Raw genomic sequence first — 21,893 nt, 5'->3', positions numbered from 1 at the left:
GCCGCCGCCGTGATCAACCGGCGACGGCACGCGGGCGGTTGGTGATTTCCCTTCCGCTGCAAGGAAAAGCCCGGTCCGCACCGGATCCCGATCGACCCCGTTCGTTCACTGATCGTTCACTTCGAACTCCTCGTGCCGCGCGTCAAACGAGTTGCGGGGACTGAAGGATCCGAGGTGACGCGTCGCGGGACGTGCGGAAGGTGGGTTCGTGAAACGCCGGTTGTCCATCGGGCTGGCTGTGGTTCTGGTGCTCGCCGTCGTGGCCGTGATCCTGTGGGGGCGGTCCGGGAGCGACGAAGCGTCGGGCGGGGGCGACCTCACCGTCGTGCGCGGGGTGATCGGCTCGGAGAAGCAGGCCTTCTTCACCGACCAGCGCGTGGTCGACGCGTTCGCCAAGCACGGCCTGAAGGTGAAGGTCGACACCGCCGGTTCGCGCCAGATCGCGACCACGGTCGACCTCGCCAAGTACGAGTTCGCGTTCCCCTCGTCGTCGCCGGCGGCGCAGAAGATCCAGCGCGACCGCAAGGTGACCACGGTGTACACGCCGTTCCAGTCGCCGATGGCGATCGCGACGTTCGAACCCATCGTGCAGCTGCTCACCGCCGCGGGTGCCGTGCACAAGGGCGCGGGCGACTACCAGGTGCTCGACATCGCGAAGTACCTGCAGCTCACGCAGGCCGGCACGCGCTGGGACCAGCTGCCGGGCAACACCGCGTACCCCGTGCGCAAGAACATCCTCGTCACGACCACCGACCCGCGGGAGTCGAACTCCGCGGCGATGTACCTGTCGATCGTGTCGTTCGTGGCCAACGGCAACAACGTCGTCTCGACGCCCGACCAGGAAGCCAAGGTGCTGCCGCAGGTGTCGAAGCTGTTCCTCGACCAGGGCTACACGCAGAACAGCACCGAGGGACCGTTCGAGGACTACCTCTCGGCCGGCATGGGCAAGACGCCGCTCGCGCTGATCTACGAGTCGCAGTACGTCGATCGCCTGGTGCGCCACGACGGCTCGATCCAGCCCGACATGCGGATGCTCTACACCGCACCCACTGTGTACTCGAAGCACACGCTGGTTCCCTTCTCTCCCAACGGGGACAAGGTCGGCCAGCTGCTCTCCACCGACCCGGAGCTGGGCAAGCTCGCCGCGACGTTCGGGTTCCGCACCACGAACCCGCAGCAGTTCCGCGACGTCGTGGCCGCGGCCAAGGCTCCGGTGCCGGCCGATCTCGTGGACACGGTGGAACCGCCGTCGTTCGAGACGCTGGAACGGCTGCTCGACGCGATCCAGAAGCAGTACTGATGGACGAGTTCACCCTCACCCCGCCGGAGCCGGTGGCGGCGGTCCCCGTGGAGCGCGCCGCCGGGCTGATCGCGCTCGGTGACGACACGCGGGCCGACATCGCCCGTCGTGCCGGCGAGTTCGCCACGCGCCTGGAAGCACTCGACGTCAAGTCACCCGAGTTCACCACGCTGCTCGACGAGATCCTCGCCGTCGGCGAAGCGGACATGCGGGCGGCGGCCACGGTCGCGGGCACGATGCTCGACCGCTCGACGAAGGCGCTGGAATCCGCGCGCGGCTCCGCCGGTTCGCCGCAGCAGCAGGTGACCACGAGCCTGGTCGAGCTGCGCCGCACGGTCGCCGAGCTCGACCCGGCCAAGCTGCCGATCACTGGCCGCAAGCTGCTCGGCATCTTCCCGGCCGCCGCGAGTGCCAAGCGCGCCCTCGACCGCTACCGCGCGGCCAACGAGCCCGTGAACGCGCTGGTCCGCGAGCTGCGCACCCGCCAGGACGTGCTCCGCCGAGACAACGCGGCGCTCAAAGGCGAGCGCGAACGGCTCTGGGCCACGCTCGGCCGGCTCGCCGAAGCGGCGGCGTTCGCGGAGGCCGTGGACGGGGCGATCGACCGGCAGGCCGGCGTCTTCGACCTCACGGATCCCTCGCACGCCAACGCGTTGCGCGCCGACATCCTGTACCCGATCCGTCAGCGCCACCAGGATGTACTGACGCAGCTGGCCGTGAGCGCGCAGGGCTACCTCGCGCTGGACCTGGTGCGCCGCACCAACGACGAGCTGATCCGCGGCGTCGAACGGGCGGTGTCCACCACCGTCTCCGCGCTGCGCGTGGCCCTGCTGGTGAGCGCGGCGCTGGCCAACCAGCGCGACGTGCTCGACGAGGTCGCGGCCCTGCAGTCGACCACCGACGGGTTGCTGCGCGCCAACGCGGCGCTGCTGGAGTCGCAGAGTGCGGAGATCCGCAAGGCGTCGAGCGACCCGGCCGTCGCCGTCGACACGCTGCGCGACTCGTTCGACCGGATCTACTCGGCCCTCGACGCGATCGACGGGTTCAAGGCCGAGGCCGTGCTGCACATGGCGTCCACAGTGGAATCTTTGTCCGGCGAGCTGCGGCGCGCCGAAGACCGGCTGCGCCGTTCGCACGAGGGGGAGCTGTGAAAAAACTCGCGGTACTGGCGCTCGCCGCCGCACTGCTGGTCACGGGATGTTCGTCGGCGGATCCGAGCTCCGGTGACGACGCCGGGCCGCCCGAAGCCGGCACGTTGCGCATCCTCGCGGGCAGCGAGCTCGCCGACCTGCAGCCGGTGCTCGACGAGGCCGCCAAGGGCACGGGCGTGAAGGTGAAGTTCACGTTCACCGGCACGCTGGAGGGCGCCGAGTCGCTCGCCAACGGCAGCCTCGACGGCAAGTACGACGCCGTGTGGTTCTCCTCGAACCGTTACCCCGCGGGCATTCCCGAAGCGGCCAAGCGCCTGGGCAACCAGGTGAAGATCATGAGCTCGCCGGTGGTGCTGGGTCTGGCGCAGCCGGTCGCGCAGCGGCTCGGATGGGACACGAAGGCGCCGACGTGGGGTGACATCGCCGCGGCCGCGGGCAAGAAGGAGTTCACCTACGGGATGACCGATCCGTCGGCGTCCAACTCCGGCTTCTCCGCGCTGGTGGGCGTCGCGTCCGCGCTGGCCCACTCCGGCACGGCGATCGACGCACAGCAGATCACCGCCGTCACGCCGCAGCTCACGCAGTTCTTCAGCGCGCAGGTGATGTCCGCCGGCTCGTCGGGCTGGCTCTCCGACGCGTTCCAGCGGCGCGCGACCGGCCAGGACCCGGGGGCGAAGGTCGACGGGCTGGTCAACTACGAGTCCGTGCTGCTGTCGATGAACTCCTCCGGCAAGCTGCCGCAGCCGATGAAGCTGATCTACCCCAGCGACGGTGTCGTCACCGCCGATTACCCGCTCACGTTGCTGACCAGCGCGAGCAACGACGCGCGCGACGCGCACCAGCGGCTCACCGACTACCTGCGCACGCCCGACGTGCAGCGGCGGATCATGCAGGTCACGCAGCGGCGCCCGGTGGTGCCGGGGGTGCAGCTCGGCGCGCAGTTCGTGCCCCACGACCTGGTCGAGCTGCCGTTCCCGGCGACGCAGCAGGCCGTCGACGCGCTGCTTTCGGCCTACTTCAGCAAGATCCGCCGCCCGTCGCGCACGCTCTACGTGCTCGACACGTCGGGCTCGATGCAGGGTGACCGCATCCAGGCCCTGCGTACGGCCCTGGCCGGCCTCACCGGCGCGGACAACTCACTCGTCGGCCGCTACCGGCAGTTCCGCAGCCGCGAGGAGGTGACGATGCTGCCGTTCAACACCGCGCCGGGCAACCCGGTCACGTTCACCGTGCCCGAGCAGAACCCGCAGGGTGAGCTGGCGAAGATCAAGGCTTTCGCCGAAGGTCTGCAGGCCGACGGCGGCACCGCGATCTACGACAGCCTCGACCGCGCGTACCAGGTGATGGAACCGCTCGTGGCCCAGGACCCGGACCGGTTCAACTCGATCGTGCTGATGACCGACGGCGAGAACGAGAGCGGCTCGAACCTCGACGGCTTCAAGTCTGCCTTCGCGTCGCTGCCCGCGGCGATGAAGCAGATCCCGGTGTTCACGGTGCTGTTCGGCGAGGGCAGCGGCGACGAGCTCACGCAGGTCGCCACGATGACCGGCGGCAAGGTCTTCGACGCCCGCAACACCCAGCTGTCCAGTGTCTTCCAGGAGATTCGCGGGTACCAATGAGGCGTTGGTTCGGCTCCACCAAGAACATCGCCGGCTGCGTCGGCGGCCTGATCGGCCTCGTGCTGTACGCGGTCGGGGTGATCGGCCCGCTGTGGCTGATGTTCGTGGTCATGGCCGTGCTCTACACAGCCGGCGCGCTGCTCGCGCCGCCGGAGAAGGTGCGGCTCGTCGTCGACCCGACCGTGGAGGCGGCGCAGGTGCGCTCGTCGCTGGAGGCGCTGGTGCAGACGGTGTCCGGCCACGCCGGGCGCCTGCCACCGTCCGCTGTGGACGGTGTCCGCCACGTCGCCGAGGTGCTGTCCGACCTGCTGAAGGACCCGCTGCGCCTCGCCTCGACGCCGGACCTGCAGTACCGCGTGCTGCTGCTCGCGCGCACGGACCTGCCGCTGTCGGTGGAGACGTACCTGAACCTGCCGCGCTGGTTCGCCTCCCGGCGGGACGCGGACGGCACGAGCGCGGAGGACGAGCTCGCGAAGCAGCTGGACCTCCTGCGGGGCAAGGCCGAGAAGCTCGCCGGCGAGTACTACTCGGCCGACGTGAACCGCCAGGAGGACCACACGCGCTACCTCGGCGAAGACTCCTAGCACCGGTCCGGGGAATTTCCGACCGGGTGGTTGTCAGACACGTGTCTTAGCACTAGCTTCGTAAGAAGATCGTCTTACGGAGGAGCGTGCAGTGGAGACGAGTTCGCGCCGGGAACAGGCCGAGGCGACGCGCGAGCTGCTCCTGCGCACGGCAGAACGGCTCTTCGCCGAACGCGGGCTCGCGCAGGTGTCCAACCGCCAGATCGTGGAAGCCGCCGGCCAGGCCAACAACTCCGCGCTGGCGTATCACGTCGGCACGCGCGAGGACCTGATCCGGGCCATCACGCGTTCGCACGTCGAGCCCATCGCCGCGCGGGCCCAGGAACGCGTGGCGGCCGTCCGGCGGTCGAAGCGGCCACGTGACCACGTCGCCAGCCTCGTGCTGCCCTACACCGAGCACCTCGCGAGCCTCGGCAACCCCAGCTGGTGCGCCCGGTTCCTGGCGCAGGTCGTGACCGATCCGGCGCTGCTCGACGTCGAGGGCGTCGAGCCGGTGCTGGCCGTCGAGTTCGTCGAGGGCACGGCCGCGGTGTGGGCACACGTGACGCCGTTGCCGGCGGCCGAATCGGCTCTACGGAGCCAAACCGCGCGCGTCGCGGTGATCCACACGTGCGCGGAGCAGGAGCGGCTCGCCGCGACCACCGGCGTGCCCGCCGACTGGGCGCTGGTCGGTGAGGCCCTGACCGACGCGCTCACCGGTTTGCTGACCGCCCCGCGTGTCCCCACCACCCGGAAGGATCGTTGATGTCCGCCACGAAACCGCCCACGATGCGCCGCTCTGTCCCGCCGGAGATGCTGCGGCGCGGCAAGTGCCCGTTCGACCCGCCCGCCGTGCTCGCGGAAAAGGCGCCGGTGTCGCGGGTCGAGCTGCTCAACGGCGCGCACGCCTGGGTGGTCACCGGCTACGAGCAGGCCCGCGCGGTGCTGGCCGACACCCGGTTCAGCTCCGACAACGTGCGCAACCGCAGCGCGATGGACCTGCGCCCCGAAGAGGTCGGCGAGGCGCGCTGTCCCGTGGACGTGGCCCAGCGCGAGGACGGCCGGTTCCTGTTCATGGACCCGCCCGAGCACACGCGGCTGCGCCGGCTGCTCACCGGCCAGTTCACCGTGCGGCGCATGCAGTTGCTGGAGGAACGGATCCGCGAGATCTCGATCGAGCACCTCGACGCGATGCGCGCGGCCGGGAACGAGGGCGACGTCGTGCCCGCGTTCGCCTTGCCGTTGCCCTCGCTGGTGATCTGCGAGCTGCTGGGTGTGGACTACGCGGACCGCGCGGAGTTCCAGGAGCACACCGGGATCGCGCTCAACCTGACCAAGAGCGACGAGGAGCGGGCGAAGGCCTCGGAGTCGATCTACGCGTTCATGCGCGAGCTGGTGGCGCACAAGCGTGAGCACCCGGCCGACGACCTCGTGTCCGGCCTGATCCACGGCGACGCCGACCCGGCGCTGACCGAGCAGGAACTCGTCGACATCGCGACCGTGCTGCTCGGCGCCGGTCACGAGACCACGGCGAACATGCTGGCGCTGGGCACTTTCGCGTTGCTCGAACACCCGGACCAGCTGGCTCTCGTGCGCGAAGACCCGTCCGTACTGGACAACGGCGTCGACGAGCTGCTGCGTTACCTGTCGATCATCCACATCGGACCGAACCGCGTCGCGACCGAGGACCTCGAAGTCGGCGGTGTCACGATCCCCGCCGGCGACACCGTGCTGATCTCGGTGCCGCAGGCCAACCGCGCGGCCGAGCACTGGCCGGAGCCGGCGCGACTCGACCTCAAGCGTCCGCGCACACCGCACCTGGCGTTCGGGCACGGCGTGCACCAGTGCCTCGGACAGCAGCTGGCGCGTTCGGAACTCCGGGTGGGCTTGGCGGAGCTGGTCGCGCGTCTGCCGGAGCTGCGCCTCGCGATTCCCGCCGACGAAGTGCCGCTGCGCACGGACATGCTCGTGTACGGCGTGCATTCCCTGCCGGTGGCGTGGTCCTGAGGGGCTACCGGAACCGGGGCAAGGTAAGTGTGAGCGCGGCCGTCGTGAGCCAGGCCAGCAGGTCGGGCAGCGGGACGCGGGAGAGGCGCTCGGGCCACTCGTCGGCGACGGTGCGGAGCACGAGCTCGTCTTCGGCCGGCCGCACGGCGGTGAGCCGCAGTCCCTTCGGCAGCTCGGGCAGCGGCAGCACGACGGGCCGGATCCGTTTCGGGGCGCGGAACTCCCGCTGTCCGATGTGGAGGGTCGTCGGAGTCAGCACTACGGCGTCCGCGGCGACGGCGGGCGTGAGCGTGAGCCGGCCCCAGCCGGGGCGCTTGGCCCAGCGCACCTGGAACCCGTCCTCGTGCGGGGTCGCGACGAGGTCCGGCCGGGCCTGCGCCACGCGTTCCCGCACGACGCTGCCGGGCACGGTGAGGTCCAGCTCGACCTCACCGGGAACCACGGCGGGGGTCGGCAGGCTGCGCAGGCGGACGTCCTTGGCCAGCAGGACAACGCGGCGCAGCGGGATGGTGCTCGTCGCGGACGTCGGCCACTCGACGTCCGCGGCGGACAGGCGCACGTCGCCGAGGCGGCCGGTGGCCAGGCGCAGGGAATCGGCGGGGTAGTCGAGTCCGGTGAGGGTGAAGCGGGCTTCGCCGCCGTTGGCCTTCGCCGTGAGACGGCGGCCGACGAGCTGTTCGGTGACCGTGCGCGCGAGGGCCGCCGGCGTGGCGGGCACGTTCGGCAGCAGGGAACGACCCGCCGCGGCGGCGAGGCCCGCGAATTCGGGCCAGCCCTCGAACCATCTGCCTTCGGTCACCCGGACATCGTAGGGGGCGCGATAACCGGGCGCTTCCGGTTGTGGTGTTCACCGCGCTTTCGCCGGAATTGGCGGAAAACACGTTTGACCGGGCGGAAAACGGGTCACCGGGCGACGAGCCGCGCGATGATCCCGCTCACGACCAGCCAGAACACCGCGGCGAGGCCGTAGTTGAGGATGACCGCGAGGTCGGGGTTGCTCACCGGGAAAAGGCCGGGGAAGAACAGTGCGAGCGGGTCGGCCAATGATCGGATGAAGATGAAGAAGCCGTTCGCCGCGTTCGCGCCGGCGAGCAGCATCACCAGGTAGAGCACCTCGATGAACGCGAACAACGCGCCGATTCCGGTGATCACCCGTGCTGCCGTGTTGGTTCTGGTGGAAGTTCGCCATCTGGACATGCTGGTTAATTCCCACTTCCGGGTGACGGTGAAACGCGTCGCCGGCCGAATTGCGCCGGTTGGCCGATCACCGGCGCGCGGCGGCTAGCCTGGCCGCGTGCCCGACACCCTTGAGCCTGCCGAAACCGAGCTGACCTTCCGCCGCGAGGACTGGTACGCCGAGGAGCTGACCGGGCGCCGGTTCGAGCGGTGCGACTTCCACGACGTCGACCTCACCGAGGCCGTCACGCGCGGTGTCTCGTTCGTCGACTGCGTGTTCGGCAACGTGCGCTTCAACGCGTCGAAGCACGTGGACACGGCGTTCACCGGTTGCAGCTTCACGCGCTGCAACCTGTTCGACGCGGAGTTCAGCGGGTGCAAGCTCGTCGGCAGCCGGTTCACCGAGTGCGCGCTGCGGCCGATGAAGGTGCTCGGGGGCGACTGGTCGTTCGCGGGACTGGCGGGCGCGGACCTGCGTGGCGCGACGTTCCAGGGCGTGCGGATGCGCGAAGCCGACCTCGCGCGCGCGGACTGCACGGGGGCGACGTTCGCCGACGTCGACCTGTCGGGCGCGGAGCTGCTGGACGTGAAGTTCGGCGGCGCCGAGCTGCGGGGGAGTGACCTGTCGGCGCTCGACCCGGTGCACGCCGAGCTCGGCGGCGCCATCGTGTCGCCTGAACAAGCGGCAGTGCTGGTGACGTCGCTCGGACTGCACGTTCGCGGGTAGGCTGCGCTGGGCGTTCGATGGCCGGCGAAAGGAGTCCGCGATGGGTGTCATCACACCGGGGTTCACCGGTCGCGCCCGTGGGGGCAACCCGAGGCTGCCGCCCGGCCAGTACCTCACGGAGGACTTCCCCGTGCTGTCGGCGGGGCCGACACAGCGCGTGCACCTGGACAAGTGGGAGTTCGCGGTCACCACGGAGAAGGGCGAGAAGCGCTCGTGGTCGTTCCGCGAGCTGATCTCTCTGCCGAGCGAGAAGTTCACCGTGGACATCCACTGCGTCACGCAGTGGTCCAAACTCGACACGCGCTGGCGTGGCGTGCCCGTGGAGACGCTGATCGGCGACCTCGACACCGAGGCCGACTACGTGCTCGCGCACTCCTACGGCGGCTACACCACCAACCTGCCGCTGGCCGACTTGCTCGACGGGCAGGCGTGGATCGCGTACGAGTACAACGGCAAGCCGCTCACCCCCGAACACGGCGGCCCGGCGCGGCTGCTGGTGCCGCACCTGTACTTCTGGAAGTCGGCGAAGTGGGTGCGCGGCCTGGAACTTGCGACGAAGGACGAGCCGGGCTTCTGGGAGTCGTCCGGTTACCACGACTACGGAGACCCATGGCGCGAACAGCGGTATCAGGGCGACTAGCTTGGCGCGTCGCGTACCTCGCGGAGATCCGCCAGGAGACGGCGACGGCCCGCACCCTCGTGTTCGACGTCCCCGGCTGGCCCGGCCACCTCGCGGGCCAGCACGTCGACGTCCGCCTCACCGCCCCCGACGGCTACACCGCCCAGCGCAGCTACTCCCTCGCCGCGCCGTCCGACGGTGACCGCCTCGAGCTGACGATCCAGCGAGTCCCCGGCGGCGAGGTCTCGGAGCACCTCACGGGCCCCTACGCCGTCGGCGACCCCGTCGAGATCCGCGGCCCGATCGGCGGCTGGTTCGTCTGGCGTCCCACCGAACCCGCCCCCGTCCTCCTGGTGGCGGGCGGCTCCGGAGTCGTGCCGCTGATGGCGATGATCCGCGCCCGCCGCGCCGCCGGGAGCCGCGCGTTGTTCCGCCTGGTGTACTCCGTGCGGACCCCCGCGGACCTCTTCTACGCCGAAGAGCTGCGCAAGCCGTACGCCGGCCTGGACGTCACGTACGTCTACACCCGCGAACTCCCCGAGGGCGCCGCCGGCATTCCCCGCCGCCTCAGCGTGGCGACGCTCAACACGGCCGGCTGGCCGGCGGACTTCGGGCCCACCTCGTACGTCTGCGGGCCGACCTCCTTCGTGGAGACGGTGGCCGACGCGCTGCTGGCGCTGGGCCACTCGCCGCACGCGATCAAGACGGAACGCTTCGGCCCCAGCCGCGACTGACGCGCACCGGCCCCGGCGTCAGGAGAAGTCGGGTTTGGCGAGCAGCTCCCGCAGCGTCGCCAGCAGCTCGCGGCGGTCCGCGGCACCCAGCTTGGCCCGGATGCGTGCCATGTGGTGTTCCACGGTTTTGCCCGAGATGAACAGCTTGCTGCCGGCCTGTTTGTACGTCAGGCCGTCGACGACGAGGCGCGCGACTTCGAGCTCGCGTTCGCTCAGGGTGCTGAGGCCGGGGGCGGCGCCGGGTTCCGGGGTGGCGGATTCGCGGCGGCCGGTGCCGGCCTGGAACTGGCGGGCGGCTTCGAGGAGCTGGACCATGGCTTTGCGGTCGGACGTGCGGATGGCGGCCTGGCCGGCGAGCCGCGCGGCATCCCAGCAGAGGTCGAGCTCGTGGAGCTCGGCGGCGGCCGCGGAGACCTCGTCGTGGTCGAAGGCGCCGCCGAGAACGGCGAGCCAGCAGGTGGCGGCGCGGGCCAGCGCGGCGGGGTAACGGCCGTGGCCGGCGAAGCTCGTCAGGGCGGCCAGCTGGTGGGAAGCGGTGTCGAGGTCTTCGACGGTGATGGCGGCGTGCAGCTCGTGCCAGCACAGGGACACCGTCCACAGTGGAGGGTTGCCGAGTTCGCCGAGCATGGCGTGCGCGTGGCGCAGCTGGCGCGTGAGCTTCGCGTGCGCGCCGGTGCGGGCGGCGGCGATGGCCAGCTCGCCCAGCGGCAGCAGGGTGAACAGGTCGGTCTGCTGCCGCATCGACGCCTGGTACGCGCGGTCCCACGACTGCTGCAGCCCCACCAGGTCGCTCGCGCGCCGGGCGAGGCCGAGTTCGAGCGTCGCGAAGAAGAGCTCGTCGCGGGCTTCGAGGCGGGTGCCCGCCACGGCGTCGCGGTGTTCGGCGGCGGCGGTGAGGTGCCCGCTGGTCATCGCGACCCAGCCGAGCAACAGCCGGTGCCGCGCGGTGAGGAGGTCGCCGCCGACGCCGCTGGCCAGCGCGCGGTCCAGCACCGACTCGGCGAGCCCCAGCTCACCCGAGTGCAGTCCGACGAGCGCGGCCAGCGCGGCCGGGCTGTCCGGCAGCGGCGCGCCCGTCGCGGCCGGCTCGAGCATCGCGGCCGCGCCGACGAGCGCCGAGAGCGTGTCCGCGCCCTGCCCGCTCACCGAGTCGACGATGCCGTCGGCCGTCCGCGCCACGGCCCCCGCGAACAACGTCGGCGCCACCCCGGGCACGGGCGCGTCCACGAGGTTGCGCGCCGCGGCCAGCTGTCCGGAGCCGGCGAGCGCGATCGCGGCGAACGCGTTCGCGGCCCCGCGCCCGGCCCACCGGTACACCTCGGGCCCGCGGGCGTTGGTCCACGAAGGCGCCCAAGCCTCACCAGGCACGGGCGCGTTGTGTCCGGGCGTGGTCCGGGGCGCACCCCAGGTCGACGCCGTCAGATCCGGCCCGTCACCGTCACCGGGCGCGCAAGCGTCCGCCGCCGCGGCCCACCGGTAGAGCTCCGCACTCCGCGCCAGCTCACCCCGGTGCGCCAGTACCGTCGCGGCGATCTCCGCCCCCGCGGCCCGCGCCTCGGGATCGTCGCCGCTCAACATCCCGTCACCCAGGCGCAGCGCCGTGTCGAGGTCACCCGACAACGCCGCCGCCCGCGCCCACCCCGTGGTCACGGCCGTGTCGCGCGCGCCGGCGTCGGCGGCGGCTGCGAACAGCCGCGCCGCCAGCTTCGCGTCTCCAGGCAGGGCCTCGCCGGCCGCCGCGGCGAACGCGGCCGCCGCGCTCGCGCCCGAACTTCCCGTGTCCAGCAACGACTTCGCCAGCTCCAGCACAGGCAACCCGCCGCGCAGCTGGATCTCCACGAGCTGCTGCAACACCGTCAGCCGGCGTGCCGGTGGCCCGTACGTCCGCACGGCCTCCGCGGCGACCGGCAGCAACTCGTCGTTCGCGTCGAGCAGCCCCGTCGCCCGGGCACCGTCGACGACCTCCGGCAACCGGTCCGGCGCCAGCTCCAGCAAGGCGCACAGCAGGTCGAGATTGCGCCCGGCCCCGGCCTCCGCCGCGATCAAGTACCGCAGCACGTCGTCGTCGAGCTCCGCCAGCTCGGCCCGGAACTCGCCGAGCTGCTCGGTCACCGCCCGCTCCACCAGCCGCGGCACGCCGCCGGTCCGGGAGTGCAACGCAGCCGCGGCCGTCCCGTCGACGAGCCGGCCCGTGAGCTGCCGCGCGAGCGCGCCGACCTCGTCGGCGTCCAGCGGCGGCAAGGCCACCTGCCGGGCAAAGGGCTCGGCCAACACGCGCAACGCTTCCGAACGCGGGTTCGGCCGGTGCGCCAGCACGACCGGTCCCGCCAGCGACGTCAGTCTCGCCAGGTCGTCTTCGCCGAGCTGGTCGGCGTCGTCGACCAGCGTCGCGTCGACGCCGGCCTCGCGGCAGCCGGACTCGAGTGCGCCGAGCAACGTGGTCTTGCCGTAGCCGCCGGGCGCGACGACCACGAGCCGCGCGGGCGTCTCGGAGGCAGCCGCCAGCTCCGCGAGGAGCAGCCGGGCAACGGGGTGGACGGCGTCGGTGCCGGTTTTCGCCAGCAGTGCGTTCAACAGTGACCTTCACCGGTGGGGGCCGCGCCCGGGCGGGCGCATGACGTGAGGGACGCGGGGTGGGCCGGGGCGGTTCCCTTGTCCGCCGTGGCTTCGTGGGAGGAGAGAGCGGCGATCAGGACCGAGGAACCGATCGCGAGCACCGCTGCCGCGGCGGCGAGGGGACGCCACCGGCGGAGCAGTTTCGCGGCGCCTTCGGGCTCGGGGAGCTCGAAGGGCGTGATGTCCACCGGCGGCGGGGAGGGCCGCTCGGTGAGCTCGGGTACCGAGTCGACCTTGGGGATCAGGGTCGTCTCGGCGACGGGCTGCTCCCGCCGCGCGGGCGGGCTCATCCGTTGAGCGGCGAGGCTACTGGCTCCGAACGCGGCCGTGAGCGGGGGCTGGGGCGAGGCGAACACGGGGCACGGCAACCGGCCCGGCAGCACCCCTGGGCCGGGTTCGCCGGAGAACACGATGCCCGCCAACTGCTCGGGCAGCACCGAAATCCCGTGGGCGAGCGCGAAAGCCGTGCTCACGGCCGCCGCGGGCGCCACGCCCTCGGTGCTCGTGCGCGCGACCCAGCCGCCCGCGCCGGACGCCGTGGCCAGCGTGACCGTGACGCCGTCGGGTCCGAAGTCGCACACCACGGCCGTCCGGTCGCCGGCGCCGGGATCGGGCAGGTGGGCATGAAGGGCGCCGATCGAACTCGGCACCAAGGTCACGGCGGCGAAGCCGGATTGCCCCAGCGCTCGTCGCAGAAGGTCACGCCGGTAGTCGCCCCAATCACCGGGGTGGGTGACGACGAGGTGGCGCGGTGCTCCTCCCAGTTGAGCACCCGCGTGCTCCGCGATGCCCTCGACGAGGACTGCGGTGAGTGACTCCGGCGAGAACCGCTCGCCCCCGACGAACACGGGAACGTCGTCGCCGATGCGGCGGTGGAACCCGGTCAGCAACCGAGACGGAACGCTCGTTCCGGCGCGCGCCGCGGCGTCGCCGGTGAGCAGGTAACCCTCATCGTCCAGGAACAACGCCGTGGCCGCGGCCGGTGAGCTCTCGCCGAGCCACAGCGGTTCGGGGGCGCCCCAGCCGTCGGCAAGCTTGCGGCGGGTGGCGGCGTGGGTCCGGGTGTGGGCGACATCGATGCCGAGCACATAGGGCAACGCCGCTTCCTCCCTTCGTCGCACCGGGGCGGGCCAAGGAGAGCAATCCGCCCCCTAGGGGTACGCCATCCTCACCCGTTCGGGTCATCCGGGCAAGGGCGGGTGGGATTTACCCAACCGAGCCCCCGAACGGATGAGCCCGTAACTCCCTAACGATCTCATATCGACCCCCTAACGGCTGAGTGAGCTGCGACTGTTAGTGAACGCCGACGTGAACAGGGGTGTGGAGCCGGTTTCGAGGGGGCGTTCCGGAGCGGTTCACGGCCGAACCCCGGGGCCCCCGATCATCCTCACGCGTTCGGGTCACGATCGCCGGGCGAATGTCGGTTTTAACCCCACTGACGGGTCGACGGGTCATCCCCGCTCCCTAACGAGGAGCCGCCGACCCCCTAACGGCGCAACGCGCGACAACTGGGAGTGAACCCCGATGTGGGCCGGGAGTCCCGTCTCTACCTTCATCGGCAACCTGGCCGGGGACGGCCGGGCCAATCCCCCGTAATCAACACCTCTGGAGATCCCCACATGGACCCGGTGCAGACCCTGCACGACTTCACGCTCAACCTGCTCAGCGACCCGATGTCGCTGGCCGCCTTCGCGCAGGACCCGCAGGCCGCGCTGCAGGCCGCCGGTCTCGGCGACATCAGCGCCGCCGACGTGCACGAGGTCATGCCGCTGGTGCTCGACTACATCCCGGTCGACGACCTGGGCTCGCTCGGCAACCTCCCGCAGGCGGGCGACCTCACCGGCGTCCTCGCCGACGGCCCCCAGGGCGCCATCGAGCAGCTGCAGGCGCTGACCGCGTCGCTGGGCCTGCCCGGCGTCGACGGCCTCTCGGTCCCGGCGCTGCCCGCCGTCCCGGGTCTGCCGGCGCTGCCGGCCGTCGGCGAGCTGCCCGCCGTGGGCGACCTCCCCGTCGTGGGCGAGCTGCCCGCCGTCGGCGCGCTGTCCGGCGTGACCGACCTGCAGAACACCGCCGCGGGCGTCACCGCCCTCGCGCAGGACCCGACCAGCGCCTTCGGTCTGGTCAACGACCTTTCGGGCGGCCTCGACGCCGGCGCCGTCAGCGGCGCCGTCGCGCAGGTCCAGGACGTCGCCGGCCAGGTCACCGGTGCGGTCGACGGCTCCGCGCCGCTGCACGCGAGCGACCTGCCGGTCGCCGGTGGCGCCATGGCCCCCGTGGGTGGCCTCACGAGCAACCTCGCCCAGTCCGCCACCGGCGTCGAGGGTCACGTCAGCGACCTCGCGGGCTCCGTCACCGACCAGGTGGGCAACCTCACCAACGGCCTCGGCGGCCTGGACCACGCCGTGGGCGGCGTGACCAACGAGGTTCAGGGGCTCACGCACTCGGTCGTTCCGGACCTGGGCGGCGAGCGCGCCGACGCGCACACGGGCACCGACGCGCACACGGGCACCGACGCGGGCCTCGGCGCGGTGCACGACACCGTCTCGACCGTCACGGACCTGGGCCAGCACACGCTGGGCCTCGACCTCCAGGCCGGTGCGGAGACCAGCCACGGCGGCGCCGGGCTCGACCTGCACCTGTGATTCACCGGCTTTGACGGAGTGGCTCCGCGGTCTGGGTGCGACCGCGGAGCCACCACCCGATTCGCTCACTCCTCGTGCACGGGGGACACTCCTTCGACGTGACCGCTCCCGCTTGGCTCGAAGTGCTCGACGAGACCTTGGACGCCTGCCGGTCCCACGGCCGCGAAGACCTGGTGCAGCGCCTGCGCCGGCGCCGCGACCGTCCGCCGGGCGTCACCCGTATCGCCGTGCTGGGTTTTCCCAAGCAGGGCAAGGGCTACCTGGTCAACGCCGTGCTCAACGCACCCGTCTGCAGCGTCGGCGACGCCGCGACTCCCGCCGTGCCGGTGGAGATCGGCTACTCCGCCCAGCCCACCGCCACGCTCGTCGGCCGCGCCGACGAGCGCGTGCCCGTGCCGGTCGAACGCCTCACCGGTGAAGTCGGCGCGCGCCCCCCTGGCTCGCTGCGCCGCGTGGAGGTCGGCGTGCCGCGAGAACTGCTTTCGGGGGGCCTCGTGCTCGTCGACACCCCCGCGATCGGCGACCCGCGTTCGCCGCGCACCGCCGCCGCCCTCGACGTGCTGGCCGATGCCGACGCCGTCGTGCTCGTCTCCGATGCCACCACCCCGCTCGGCGAAGCGGAAGTCGCGCTCGCCCACCACGTCCGCACGTGGTGCCCCCACGTCGTGCTCGCCCTGACGAAGATCGACGCCAGCCCGAGCTGGCGCGCCGTCGCCGAACGCGACCGCGCGCTGCTGGCCGGCGCCGGCATCGACTCGCCCGTGCTGCCCGTGTCGGCCACCGTGCGCATGGCCGCGGCGAAGGCAGGGGACCAGGACCTCAACACTCGCTCCGGCTTCCCCGCGCTGCTCGCGTGGATCGCGGAGCAGGCCGCGCGGCCGCCGGAGCACACGAGCGCCGTGCTGGCCGCCCTGAGCGTGCGCGCGGCGGCCGCGGAGCTCGTGGAGACGCTGCGGGCCCGCGCGGAGCTCGCCGGGCAGGACGCGGGCGTGGACCAGACGACCCTGCTGCACCGCGCGCAGCGCAAGGCCGACGAGCTGCGCAAGCGCAACACCCGCTGGCAGAACCTGCTCGCCGACGAGATCGCCGACCTGCAGTCCGACGCCGAGTACGACCTGCGCGAGCGCACCCGCAAGATCGTCGAGACCATCGACGAGACCTTCGACAAGGGTGACCCGGTGAAGGTGTGGGACGAGTTCGGGCCGTGGCTCGACAAGACGCTCGCCGAGGCCGTGGAGACGAACTACAACTTCACCGCCGACCGCGCGGAGTGGATCGCGCAGGCCGTCGCCGCGGCGTTCGGGGCGCAGTACGACCTGCACGACCTGCGGCTCGGGGAGTCGGGGGCCGAGCTGATCGCCGACGTCCGCCAGCCGCGCATCGAGGGGTTCAAGATCGGGCAGAAGCTGTTCACGGGTCTGCGCGGGTCCTACGGCGGTGTGCTGATGTTCGGCCTCGTCACGAGCCTCGCGGGGCTGCCGCTGATCAACCCCGTCTCGCTCGGTGCGGGCGCGGCCTTCGCGGCGAAGACGATCAGCGACGAGGGCGGCATGCGGCTGCAGCGCCGCCAGGCCGTGGCGAAGATGACCGCGCAGCGCCACGTCGACGACGTCTTCCTGCGGTTCTCCAAGGAATGCCGAGACGCGATCCGCGGCGTGCAGCGGAAACTGCGCGACCACTTCACCGCGCTGGCCGAGGAGCTGGCCGACCAGCTCGCGCGCGAACGCGAGACGATCATCGCCGGCTCGGCCGAGCGGGAACGGCGGATGGTCAAGCTGCGCCGCGAGATCGAGCGCCTCGCCGGTCTGCACCAGCGCGCCGGCGAGCTGGGTGTGCTCGCGGGCCGGGCGCCGAGGGAGCTGCCGGCGTGACCGAGGACGTCCGCGGCCTGCTGGCCGAAGCCTGCGGTCTGTACCGCGACAGCCCGCGCGCGGCCGCGTCGCTGCACGAAGCTCTGAACCACCTCGACGAACCGCTGCGCGTCGGCATCACCGGCGCGCCGGGCACGGGCAAGTCGACGCTCGCGGCGGCGCTCGGCGAGACGCGGTCGTTGCGCGACCTGACGCTCGTCGACGACCCGTCCGCCGCGGTGCTGACCGACGCGACCGTGCGGCTGCTGCGCCACCTCGAGCCCGACGAGCTGGCGAGCGCGCACCCGGCCGCGCGCTCGGCGTTCGCGCGGCAGACGGCCGTCGACACGGTCCTGGTGCTCGCGCGCGCCGACGAGACGGGCGCGGGCCGCATCGACGCGCTGCTCACGGCCAAGCAGCTGGCCCGCCGGGCGTGGCGCGAGGACCCGTTGTGCAGCGGGGCGCAGGGCGTGATCGCGGTGGCCGCGCAGCTCGCGTACGGCGCCCGGGCGTTCACCGACGACGAGTTCGAGCTGCTGGCCGCGTTCGCCGCCGTGCCGCGCGAGGAGCTGGAGCGCTACCTGCTGTCGGTGGACGCGTTCACCGATCCCGCGTTCCCCGGTCCCGTTTCGGTGGACACGCGGCGGTCGCTGGTTTCGCGGTTCGGGTTGTTCGGGGTGAAGCTGGCGCTGACGTTGATCCGCACGGGCAGCGACAGCCGCGTGAAGCTGTCCACGGAGCTCGTGCGGCGCAGTGGTCTGGGCGAGCTGCGGGACACCGTCGCGGGGTGCTTCGCGGCGCGCGCGGAAGCGTTGAAGGCGCGGACGGCGGTGGTGCGGCTGGAAACCGTGCTGCAGAACGAACCGCGGCCGGGCAGCGACCGGCTGGAGGCGCGGGTGGAGCGCTTCGCGGCGACCGCCCACGACTTCACGGAGCTGCGCCTGATCGCCGACATCCGCGGCGGCCGGACCGCGCTGTCCGGCGAACCGGCGGACGAGGCCGTGCGGCTGCTGGGGGCGCAGGGGACCACGCCGGAGGAACGGCTGGGCCTCGACTTCGAGTCCGACCCCCGGGAGGTCTACGCCGCCGGCGCGGACGCCGTGCTGCGGTGGCGGCACGAGGCCGAACGGCAGGACCGCCCGCCGGCCGAGCGCGCGGCTGCGCACGTGGTGGTGCGCAGCGCCGAAGGGGTGCTGGCGCTGTTCGCCTGAGCGGGTTTCCCCTGGCCGGGGTGTTGACGGCCGGGGTTTCGGCGTCGCACCATAGAGCACTCTATGGCGCTGGTGCCTGCGAAGGGAGCCACACGTGGCTGTCGACGACCGTCCCGACTTCCGCCTGCTGGGAGACGTTCTCGAACACTGGGCGCGCGAGCGGGGCGACGAGCCGGCGGTGACCTTCGGCGGCGTCACGCGGACCTGGGCCCAGTTCGACGACCGCGTGCGGCGGCTGTCCGCGGCCCTGGCGGCCGAAGGCGTCGGGCGCGGCGACCGGGTGGCGTTCGTGGACAAGAACCACCCGGCGTGCCTCGAGGTGTCCTTCGCCGTGGCGGCCCTGGGGGCGGCCAACGCGATCGCGAACTGGCGGCTCTCGCCGGACGAACTGGCTTACATTCTCGCGGATTCCGGTGCGGAGATCGTTTTCGTCGGGGCGGAGCTGCTGCCCGTTCTGGAGGGAATCCGCGACCGGCTGCCGGCTCTGCGGCGGTTCGTTGTCGTGGGCGGGGAATCCGACGCGTTCGAGGCGCTTGTCTCGGCCGGTGATCCGTCCTCTGTGGACTTGCCGCCGGTCGCCGAGGACGACGGTGTGCTCGTGATGTACACCAGTGGCACCACGGGCTTTCCGAAGGGTGCCGTGCTGACTCACCGCAGCGTGCTGACGCACGGCATCGCGGTGGGCACGGCGTTCCCCATGGCGGACGGCGACAAGAACCTCGTGGCCATGCCGTTGTTCCACGTCGGCGGAACCTGTTACGCCATCCTGGGTTTCCTCACCGGCCTGCCGACGATCATGACCCGCGAGCCGGACGCCCCGTCGTTGTTCGGCGCCCTGGCCGCCGGGGCGACGCACGCGTTCCTCGTGCCGGCGGTGGTCGGCGCGATCGTGCAGGCGGGCGAGCAGGCGATCGCCGGCTTCTCGCGCCTGAAGTACCTCGGCTACGGCGCTTCCCCGATGCCGCTTCCGCTGCTGCGCACGGCGCTGGCCGCATGGCCGGACATGGAGTTCGTGCAGGTGTACGGCATGACGGAGCTTTCCGGCGCCGTCACAACGCTCGACGGCGCCGCCCACCGCGACGCGTCCCGCCCCGAGCGTCTGGCTTCGGCCGGCACCCCCGTGCCCGGCGTCGAGGTGCGGATCGTCGACCCGGCGACCCTGGAGGACGCCGACTCGGGCGAGGTGTGGATCCGCACGGACCAGCGGATGTCCGGCTACCTGGGCAAACCCGAGGCCTCCGCCGAGACGATCGTCGACGGCTGGGTGCGCACGGGCGACGTCGGCCGCGTCGACGACGGCGGGTTCGTGTTTCTGGAAGACCGCGTGAAGGACATGATCATCACCGGCGGTGAGAACGTCTATTCGCCCGAGGTGGAACGCGTGGTGGCCGAGTTCCCCGGCGTCGCGGAGGTCGCCGTGATCGGCGTGCCGGACGATCGGTGGGGCGAGCAGGTGAAGGCCGTGATCGCGCCGGTGCCGGGCGAGGTCCTCGACGTGGACAAGCTGCTGGAGTTCTGCCGCGAGCGCCTGGCCCACTTCAAGTGCCCGAGCAGCGTCGACGTCCTCGAAGCATTGCCCCGCAACGCGACGGGGAAAATCCTGAAGCGTTCTCTGCGTGAGCCTTATTGGCGGGATCGGGACCGCAACGTCTGATGGCCGCGGTGACCCGGGAACAATACTTCGAGTCGGCTTTGGCAGTGTTGGCCGGCGACGGTTTCGCCGGCCTGAACGTCGGCCGTCTGTGCCGCGATTTGGGCGTGACCAGTGGTTCCTTTTACCACCACTTCGGCGGCTGGTCGGCTTTCGTCGAGGACTTGTTGGGCTTTTGGGAGAACCGGCAGGTTTTGATCCTGGCCTCGGGCTCGTTCGGCCAGTCCGGCCCCGCCGCCGATTTCGCGGCGTTGATGGAGCTCACCCTCGGCCTGCACCACAAGGCCGAAGCGGCGATCCGCGCCTGGGCCGCGAACGACGAAGCCGTGCGAGCCGCCCAGAAACGCGTGGACGACGCCCGCCTCCGAACCGTGGGGCGCGCCGTGAAGGGCCTGGTGGGGGACGCCGCCCTCGCCCGCACCCTCACCGCCCTCGGCCTGGCAATGCTCGTCGGGCACCAGCAGCTGGCCGCCGCCGGCGAGGACACGGATCTTGCCGCCCTGATCGCGGAGTACACCTGGCTGGTGCACGCCCGCGCCTAGGCGTTGCCGATGACCCGCCTGATCCGGATCTCCAACACAACCCGCTTGGGGTTGGGCTTCGGCTGCCGGTACCGCGCGGCGTACCGATCCTCCGCGTCCTTGACGGCCTCCGGGTCGTCGCGGAGGACCATTCGCCCTTCCAGCGTGGACCACACGGGCCCGTCGAGCTGACAGACCGCCGCCGCCACGCCGCCTTCACCCGCCGCCTCGGCCAGGCGCGCCTTGTGGGAGTCGGAAAACGTGATGACCCTGGCCACACCGGCCTCGAAGTCGACGGTGACCCCCACAGCCACGACGTGCGGCGTGCCATCCGGCCGGACTGTCGTGAGGGAGGCGAGCCTCCGCTCGGTCCAGAAAGCCCGGAACTCTTCGCCGCGGGTGCTGAGGTCGATCTCCATACGGGCCACGCTAGCTGGCGAGGCAGCCTCGGCCGGGTGGGGGTTGGGTTGTGGTTGTCGTGACGCAGTCAACGCTCGTCGTGACGATATCCTTCGGCTCGCCTACCGGAGAGGTGATCACCTTGGTCACGATGCAGACATCCACGGGCCTCAACGTGGAGAACCCGACCGGGGACAACGTCGCCGCCGTCATGGAGGTCTTGCCGCGCGGCGGCCACTTGATTCTTGATGGTGGTGTCGAGAACACCTATTGGCAAATCTGGTACAGACCCAATGGGACTTACCAAGTTGAATACCGCGATGGTTCCCCTTCCTGCCATTATCAGACGCTGACTGTTTCCCGCGACAAGGTCATCATTGCTGGTGGCGGGTGGCTTTCTGGCGACGAGTCTTGGCTGCTGGAGTTCGCCTGGAAGAACATCGGCGACTGGTTCGAGGACGAGGACGAAGGCTGACGGTCCCAGCCATCTGCTCGGCCGCGCGGACGCCGTTGCATCGGCAACACCCCACCCAAACGGCAACGAAAACTCCTTCAACATCCTTTCCCCCGGCGGCCCCCCGATTCTTTACCTTCTCTACGGTGGTCGCTTTGTGTCAAGGTACTCTTTCCAGCCTTGACACAAAGTGAGCACCGTAGAACGATAGAAAAATCGGGGTGGTGATATGTGCATATCTCTTCCGCCGTTAGGCGGCTCTTTTCTCTTGTGGGTCTAAAGATTCGCCTAACGGCGAAAAGACAAAAGCACCTGGCGAGAGCTCCCCGAAGCCGACAATTATGGCTACGGTTCGGGGCTGGTTGTCAAGGCTGGAAAGAGTACCTTGACAACCAGCCCCGAACCGCGCTGAGGCTTCTTGTCGGGGAGCCGGGAGGGGAAGGGGAGGGGGTGGGAGGTCTTCCGCGGTTGTGAGGGCCCGTTGCGTTTTGTTGTGGGGGAAGGTGTGGCTTGTGTGGTGGGGAACCAAGGGGGAGTGGGGAGGAGGGTTCTGTTTCGGAGGCCCAGTGGCGGTGGGTTGTGGGGTGGGTTGCTTCGCGAGGCGGGGCTGGGCGGCGTTGTGTTGTTGGTGGCTCGATCGGGCGGTCGGAGTG

The 21,893-nt window shown here is 71.3% G+C and carries 20 protein-coding genes; 15 read left to right on the top strand and 5 right to left on the bottom strand.

What is annotated here, in order from left to right; translation table 11 throughout:
• Positions 1-208 precede the first annotated feature (208 nt).
• The 6 genes from ACFY1H_RS21880 to ACFY1H_RS21855 all read left to right on the top strand — a co-directional run bounded on the left by ACFY1H_RS21880 (position 209) and on the right by ACFY1H_RS21855 (position 6,640).
• Positions 209-1,300 carry a hypothetical protein gene (locus ACFY1H_RS21880; protein ID WP_386948880.1) on the top strand — a complete coding sequence of 364 codons (1,092 nt, stop codon included), beginning with the start codon at positions 209-211 and terminating at the stop codon, positions 1,298-1,300.
• Complete coding sequence (locus tag ACFY1H_RS21875; protein WP_366579005.1) at positions 1,300-2,451, top strand: toxic anion resistance protein; 1,152 nt, start codon at positions 1,300-1,302, stop codon at positions 2,449-2,451. The genes ACFY1H_RS21880 and ACFY1H_RS21875 overlap by 1 nt, the downstream gene beginning before the upstream one ends.
• Positions 2,448-4,070 carry a substrate-binding domain-containing protein gene (locus tag ACFY1H_RS21870; protein ID WP_386948877.1) on the top strand — a complete coding sequence of 541 codons (1,623 nt, stop codon included), beginning with the start codon at positions 2,448-2,450 and terminating at the stop codon, positions 4,068-4,070. Before ACFY1H_RS21875 ends, ACFY1H_RS21870 begins: the two co-directional genes overlap by 4 nt.
• Positions 4,067-4,654 (top strand): hypothetical protein, encoded by a 588-nt coding sequence (locus tag ACFY1H_RS21865; protein WP_366579008.1) that lies wholly within the window; start codon positions 4,067-4,069, stop codon positions 4,652-4,654. The genes ACFY1H_RS21870 and ACFY1H_RS21865 overlap by 4 nt, the downstream gene beginning before the upstream one ends.
• 91 nt (positions 4,655-4,745) lie before the next feature.
• Positions 4,746-5,399 carry a TetR/AcrR family transcriptional regulator gene (locus ACFY1H_RS21860; RefSeq protein WP_366579010.1) on the top strand — a complete coding sequence of 218 codons (654 nt, stop codon included), beginning with the start codon at positions 4,746-4,748 and terminating at the stop codon, positions 5,397-5,399.
• Entirely contained in the window at positions 5,399-6,640 is a 1,242-nt protein-coding gene (locus ACFY1H_RS21855) for a cytochrome P450 (RefSeq protein WP_386948874.1), read from the top strand. Before ACFY1H_RS21860 ends, ACFY1H_RS21855 begins: the two co-directional genes overlap by 1 nt.
• Before the next feature lie 4 nt (positions 6,641-6,644).
• Here ACFY1H_RS21855 and ACFY1H_RS21850 read toward each other — a convergent pair whose 3' ends face one another.
• Positions 6,645-7,439, bottom strand: a complete 795-nt coding sequence (locus ACFY1H_RS21850; protein WP_386948871.1) for an LmeA family phospholipid-binding protein — start codon at positions 7,437-7,439, stop codon at positions 6,645-6,647.
• Between the two features lie 104 nt (positions 7,440-7,543).
• Positions 7,544-7,837 carry a hypothetical protein gene (locus tag ACFY1H_RS21845; RefSeq protein ID WP_285969862.1) on the bottom strand — a complete coding sequence of 98 codons (294 nt, stop codon included), beginning with the start codon at positions 7,835-7,837 and terminating at the stop codon, positions 7,544-7,546.
• A 97-nt stretch (positions 7,838-7,934) separates the two neighbouring features.
• Between ACFY1H_RS21845 and ACFY1H_RS21840 the strand changes: the two genes are divergently transcribed.
• Genes ACFY1H_RS21840 through ACFY1H_RS21830 form a run of 3 tightly spaced genes read left to right on the top strand, consistent with a single transcriptional unit; the run spans position 7,935 to position 9,896 of the window.
• Positions 7,935-8,543, top strand: a complete 609-nt coding sequence (locus ACFY1H_RS21840) for a pentapeptide repeat-containing protein (protein ID WP_386948868.1) — start codon at positions 7,935-7,937, stop codon at positions 8,541-8,543.
• Between the two features lie 40 nt (positions 8,544-8,583).
• The gene (locus tag ACFY1H_RS21835; RefSeq protein WP_366579018.1) at positions 8,584-9,183 is read left to right on the top strand and encodes a sulfite oxidase-like oxidoreductase; all 600 of its coding nucleotides are present in this window, start codon (positions 8,584-8,586) and stop codon (positions 9,181-9,183) included.
• Positions 9,153-9,896, top strand: coding sequence for a ferredoxin reductase (locus ACFY1H_RS21830; RefSeq protein WP_386948865.1), 744 nt, complete (start codon positions 9,153-9,155; stop codon positions 9,894-9,896). Before ACFY1H_RS21835 ends, ACFY1H_RS21830 begins: the two co-directional genes overlap by 31 nt.
• A gap of 18 nt (positions 9,897-9,914) precedes the next feature.
• Here ACFY1H_RS21830 and ACFY1H_RS21825 read toward each other — a convergent pair whose 3' ends face one another.
• Both ACFY1H_RS21825 and ACFY1H_RS21820 read right to left on the bottom strand, forming a co-directional pair.
• Positions 9,915-12,470, bottom strand: coding sequence for a LuxR C-terminal-related transcriptional regulator (locus ACFY1H_RS21825; protein ID WP_386948862.1), 2,556 nt, complete (start codon positions 12,468-12,470; stop codon positions 9,915-9,917).
• Positions 12,467-13,600: a molecular chaperone DnaK gene (locus ACFY1H_RS21820; protein WP_386949395.1), complete on the bottom strand. Its 1,134-nt coding sequence runs from the start codon at positions 13,598-13,600 to the stop codon at positions 12,467-12,469. The genes ACFY1H_RS21825 and ACFY1H_RS21820 overlap by 4 nt, the downstream gene beginning before the upstream one ends.
• A 531-nt stretch (positions 13,601-14,131) precedes the next feature.
• On the opposite strand from ACFY1H_RS21820, the gene ACFY1H_RS21815 reads away from it, so the two are divergent.
• From ACFY1H_RS21815 to ACFY1H_RS21795, 5 genes are all read left to right on the top strand, one after another.
• On the top strand, positions 14,132-15,154 hold the full coding sequence (locus ACFY1H_RS21815) for an IniB N-terminal domain-containing protein (protein ID WP_386948859.1): 1,023 nt from the start codon (positions 14,132-14,134) through the stop codon (positions 15,152-15,154).
• Positions 15,155-15,252: 98 nt separating this feature from the next.
• Positions 15,253-17,025: an isoniazid inducible protein IniA gene (locus ACFY1H_RS21810; protein WP_366579025.1), complete on the top strand. Its 1,773-nt coding sequence runs from the start codon at positions 15,253-15,255 to the stop codon at positions 17,023-17,025.
• On the top strand, positions 17,022-18,215 hold the full coding sequence (locus ACFY1H_RS21805; protein WP_386948856.1) for a GTPase: 1,194 nt from the start codon (positions 17,022-17,024) through the stop codon (positions 18,213-18,215). Before ACFY1H_RS21810 ends, ACFY1H_RS21805 begins: the two co-directional genes overlap by 4 nt.
• Positions 18,216-18,309: 94 nt before the next feature.
• Positions 18,310-19,869: a long-chain-fatty-acid--CoA ligase gene (locus ACFY1H_RS21800; protein ID WP_386948853.1), complete on the top strand. Its 1,560-nt coding sequence runs from the start codon at positions 18,310-18,312 to the stop codon at positions 19,867-19,869.
• Positions 19,869-20,408, top strand: coding sequence for a TetR/AcrR family transcriptional regulator (locus ACFY1H_RS21795; protein ID WP_366579029.1), 540 nt, complete (start codon positions 19,869-19,871; stop codon positions 20,406-20,408). Before ACFY1H_RS21800 ends, ACFY1H_RS21795 begins: the two co-directional genes overlap by 1 nt.
• Here ACFY1H_RS21795 and ACFY1H_RS21790 read toward each other — a convergent pair.
• Positions 20,405-20,806, bottom strand: coding sequence for a TIGR03618 family F420-dependent PPOX class oxidoreductase (locus tag ACFY1H_RS21790; RefSeq protein WP_366579031.1), 402 nt, complete (start codon positions 20,804-20,806; stop codon positions 20,405-20,407). The genes ACFY1H_RS21795 and ACFY1H_RS21790 overlap by 4 nt on opposite strands.
• A gap of 50 nt (positions 20,807-20,856) precedes the next feature.
• On the opposite strand from ACFY1H_RS21790, the gene ACFY1H_RS21785 reads away from it, so the two are divergent.
• A complete protein-coding gene (locus ACFY1H_RS21785) occupies positions 20,857-21,261 on the top strand; it encodes a hypothetical protein (RefSeq protein ID WP_386948849.1) in 405 nt (134 codons plus the stop codon).
• Positions 21,262-21,893: the final 632 nt, after the last annotated feature.

Source organism: Amycolatopsis sp. NPDC001319 (assembly GCF_042896185.1).
Lineage (GTDB): Bacteria > Actinomycetota > Actinomycetes > Mycobacteriales > Pseudonocardiaceae > Amycolatopsis.
This window is presented reverse-complemented; position numbering and strand designations above follow the sequence as displayed.

What these genes read in the sequence shown, in the direction of transcription:
- ACFY1H_RS21835 (WP_366579018.1), top strand. Translation starts at nt 8,584, where the DNA reads ATGGGTGTCATCACACCGGGGTTCACCGGTCGCGCCCGTGGGGGCAAC.
- ACFY1H_RS21845 (WP_285969862.1), bottom strand. Translation starts at nt 7,837, where the DNA reads ATGTCCAGATGGCGAACTTCCACCAGAACCAACACGGCAGCACGGGTG.
- ACFY1H_RS21830 (WP_386948865.1), top strand. Translation starts at nt 9,153, where the DNA reads ATGGCGCGAACAGCGGTATCAGGGCGACTAGCTTGGCGCGTCGCGTAC.
- ACFY1H_RS21795 (WP_366579029.1), top strand. Translation starts at nt 19,869, where the DNA reads ATGGCCGCGGTGACCCGGGAACAATACTTCGAGTCGGCTTTGGCAGTG.
- ACFY1H_RS21875 (WP_366579005.1), top strand. Translation starts at nt 1,300, where the DNA reads ATGGACGAGTTCACCCTCACCCCGCCGGAGCCGGTGGCGGCGGTCCCC.
- ACFY1H_RS21865 (WP_366579008.1), top strand. Translation starts at nt 4,067, where the DNA reads ATGAGGCGTTGGTTCGGCTCCACCAAGAACATCGCCGGCTGCGTCGGC.
- ACFY1H_RS21790 (WP_366579031.1), bottom strand. Translation starts at nt 20,806, where the DNA reads ATGGAGATCGACCTCAGCACCCGCGGCGAAGAGTTCCGGGCTTTCTGG.
- ACFY1H_RS21815 (WP_386948859.1), top strand. Translation starts at nt 14,132, where the DNA reads ATGGACCCGGTGCAGACCCTGCACGACTTCACGCTCAACCTGCTCAGC.
- ACFY1H_RS21855 (WP_386948874.1), top strand. Translation starts at nt 5,399, where the DNA reads ATGTCCGCCACGAAACCGCCCACGATGCGCCGCTCTGTCCCGCCGGAG.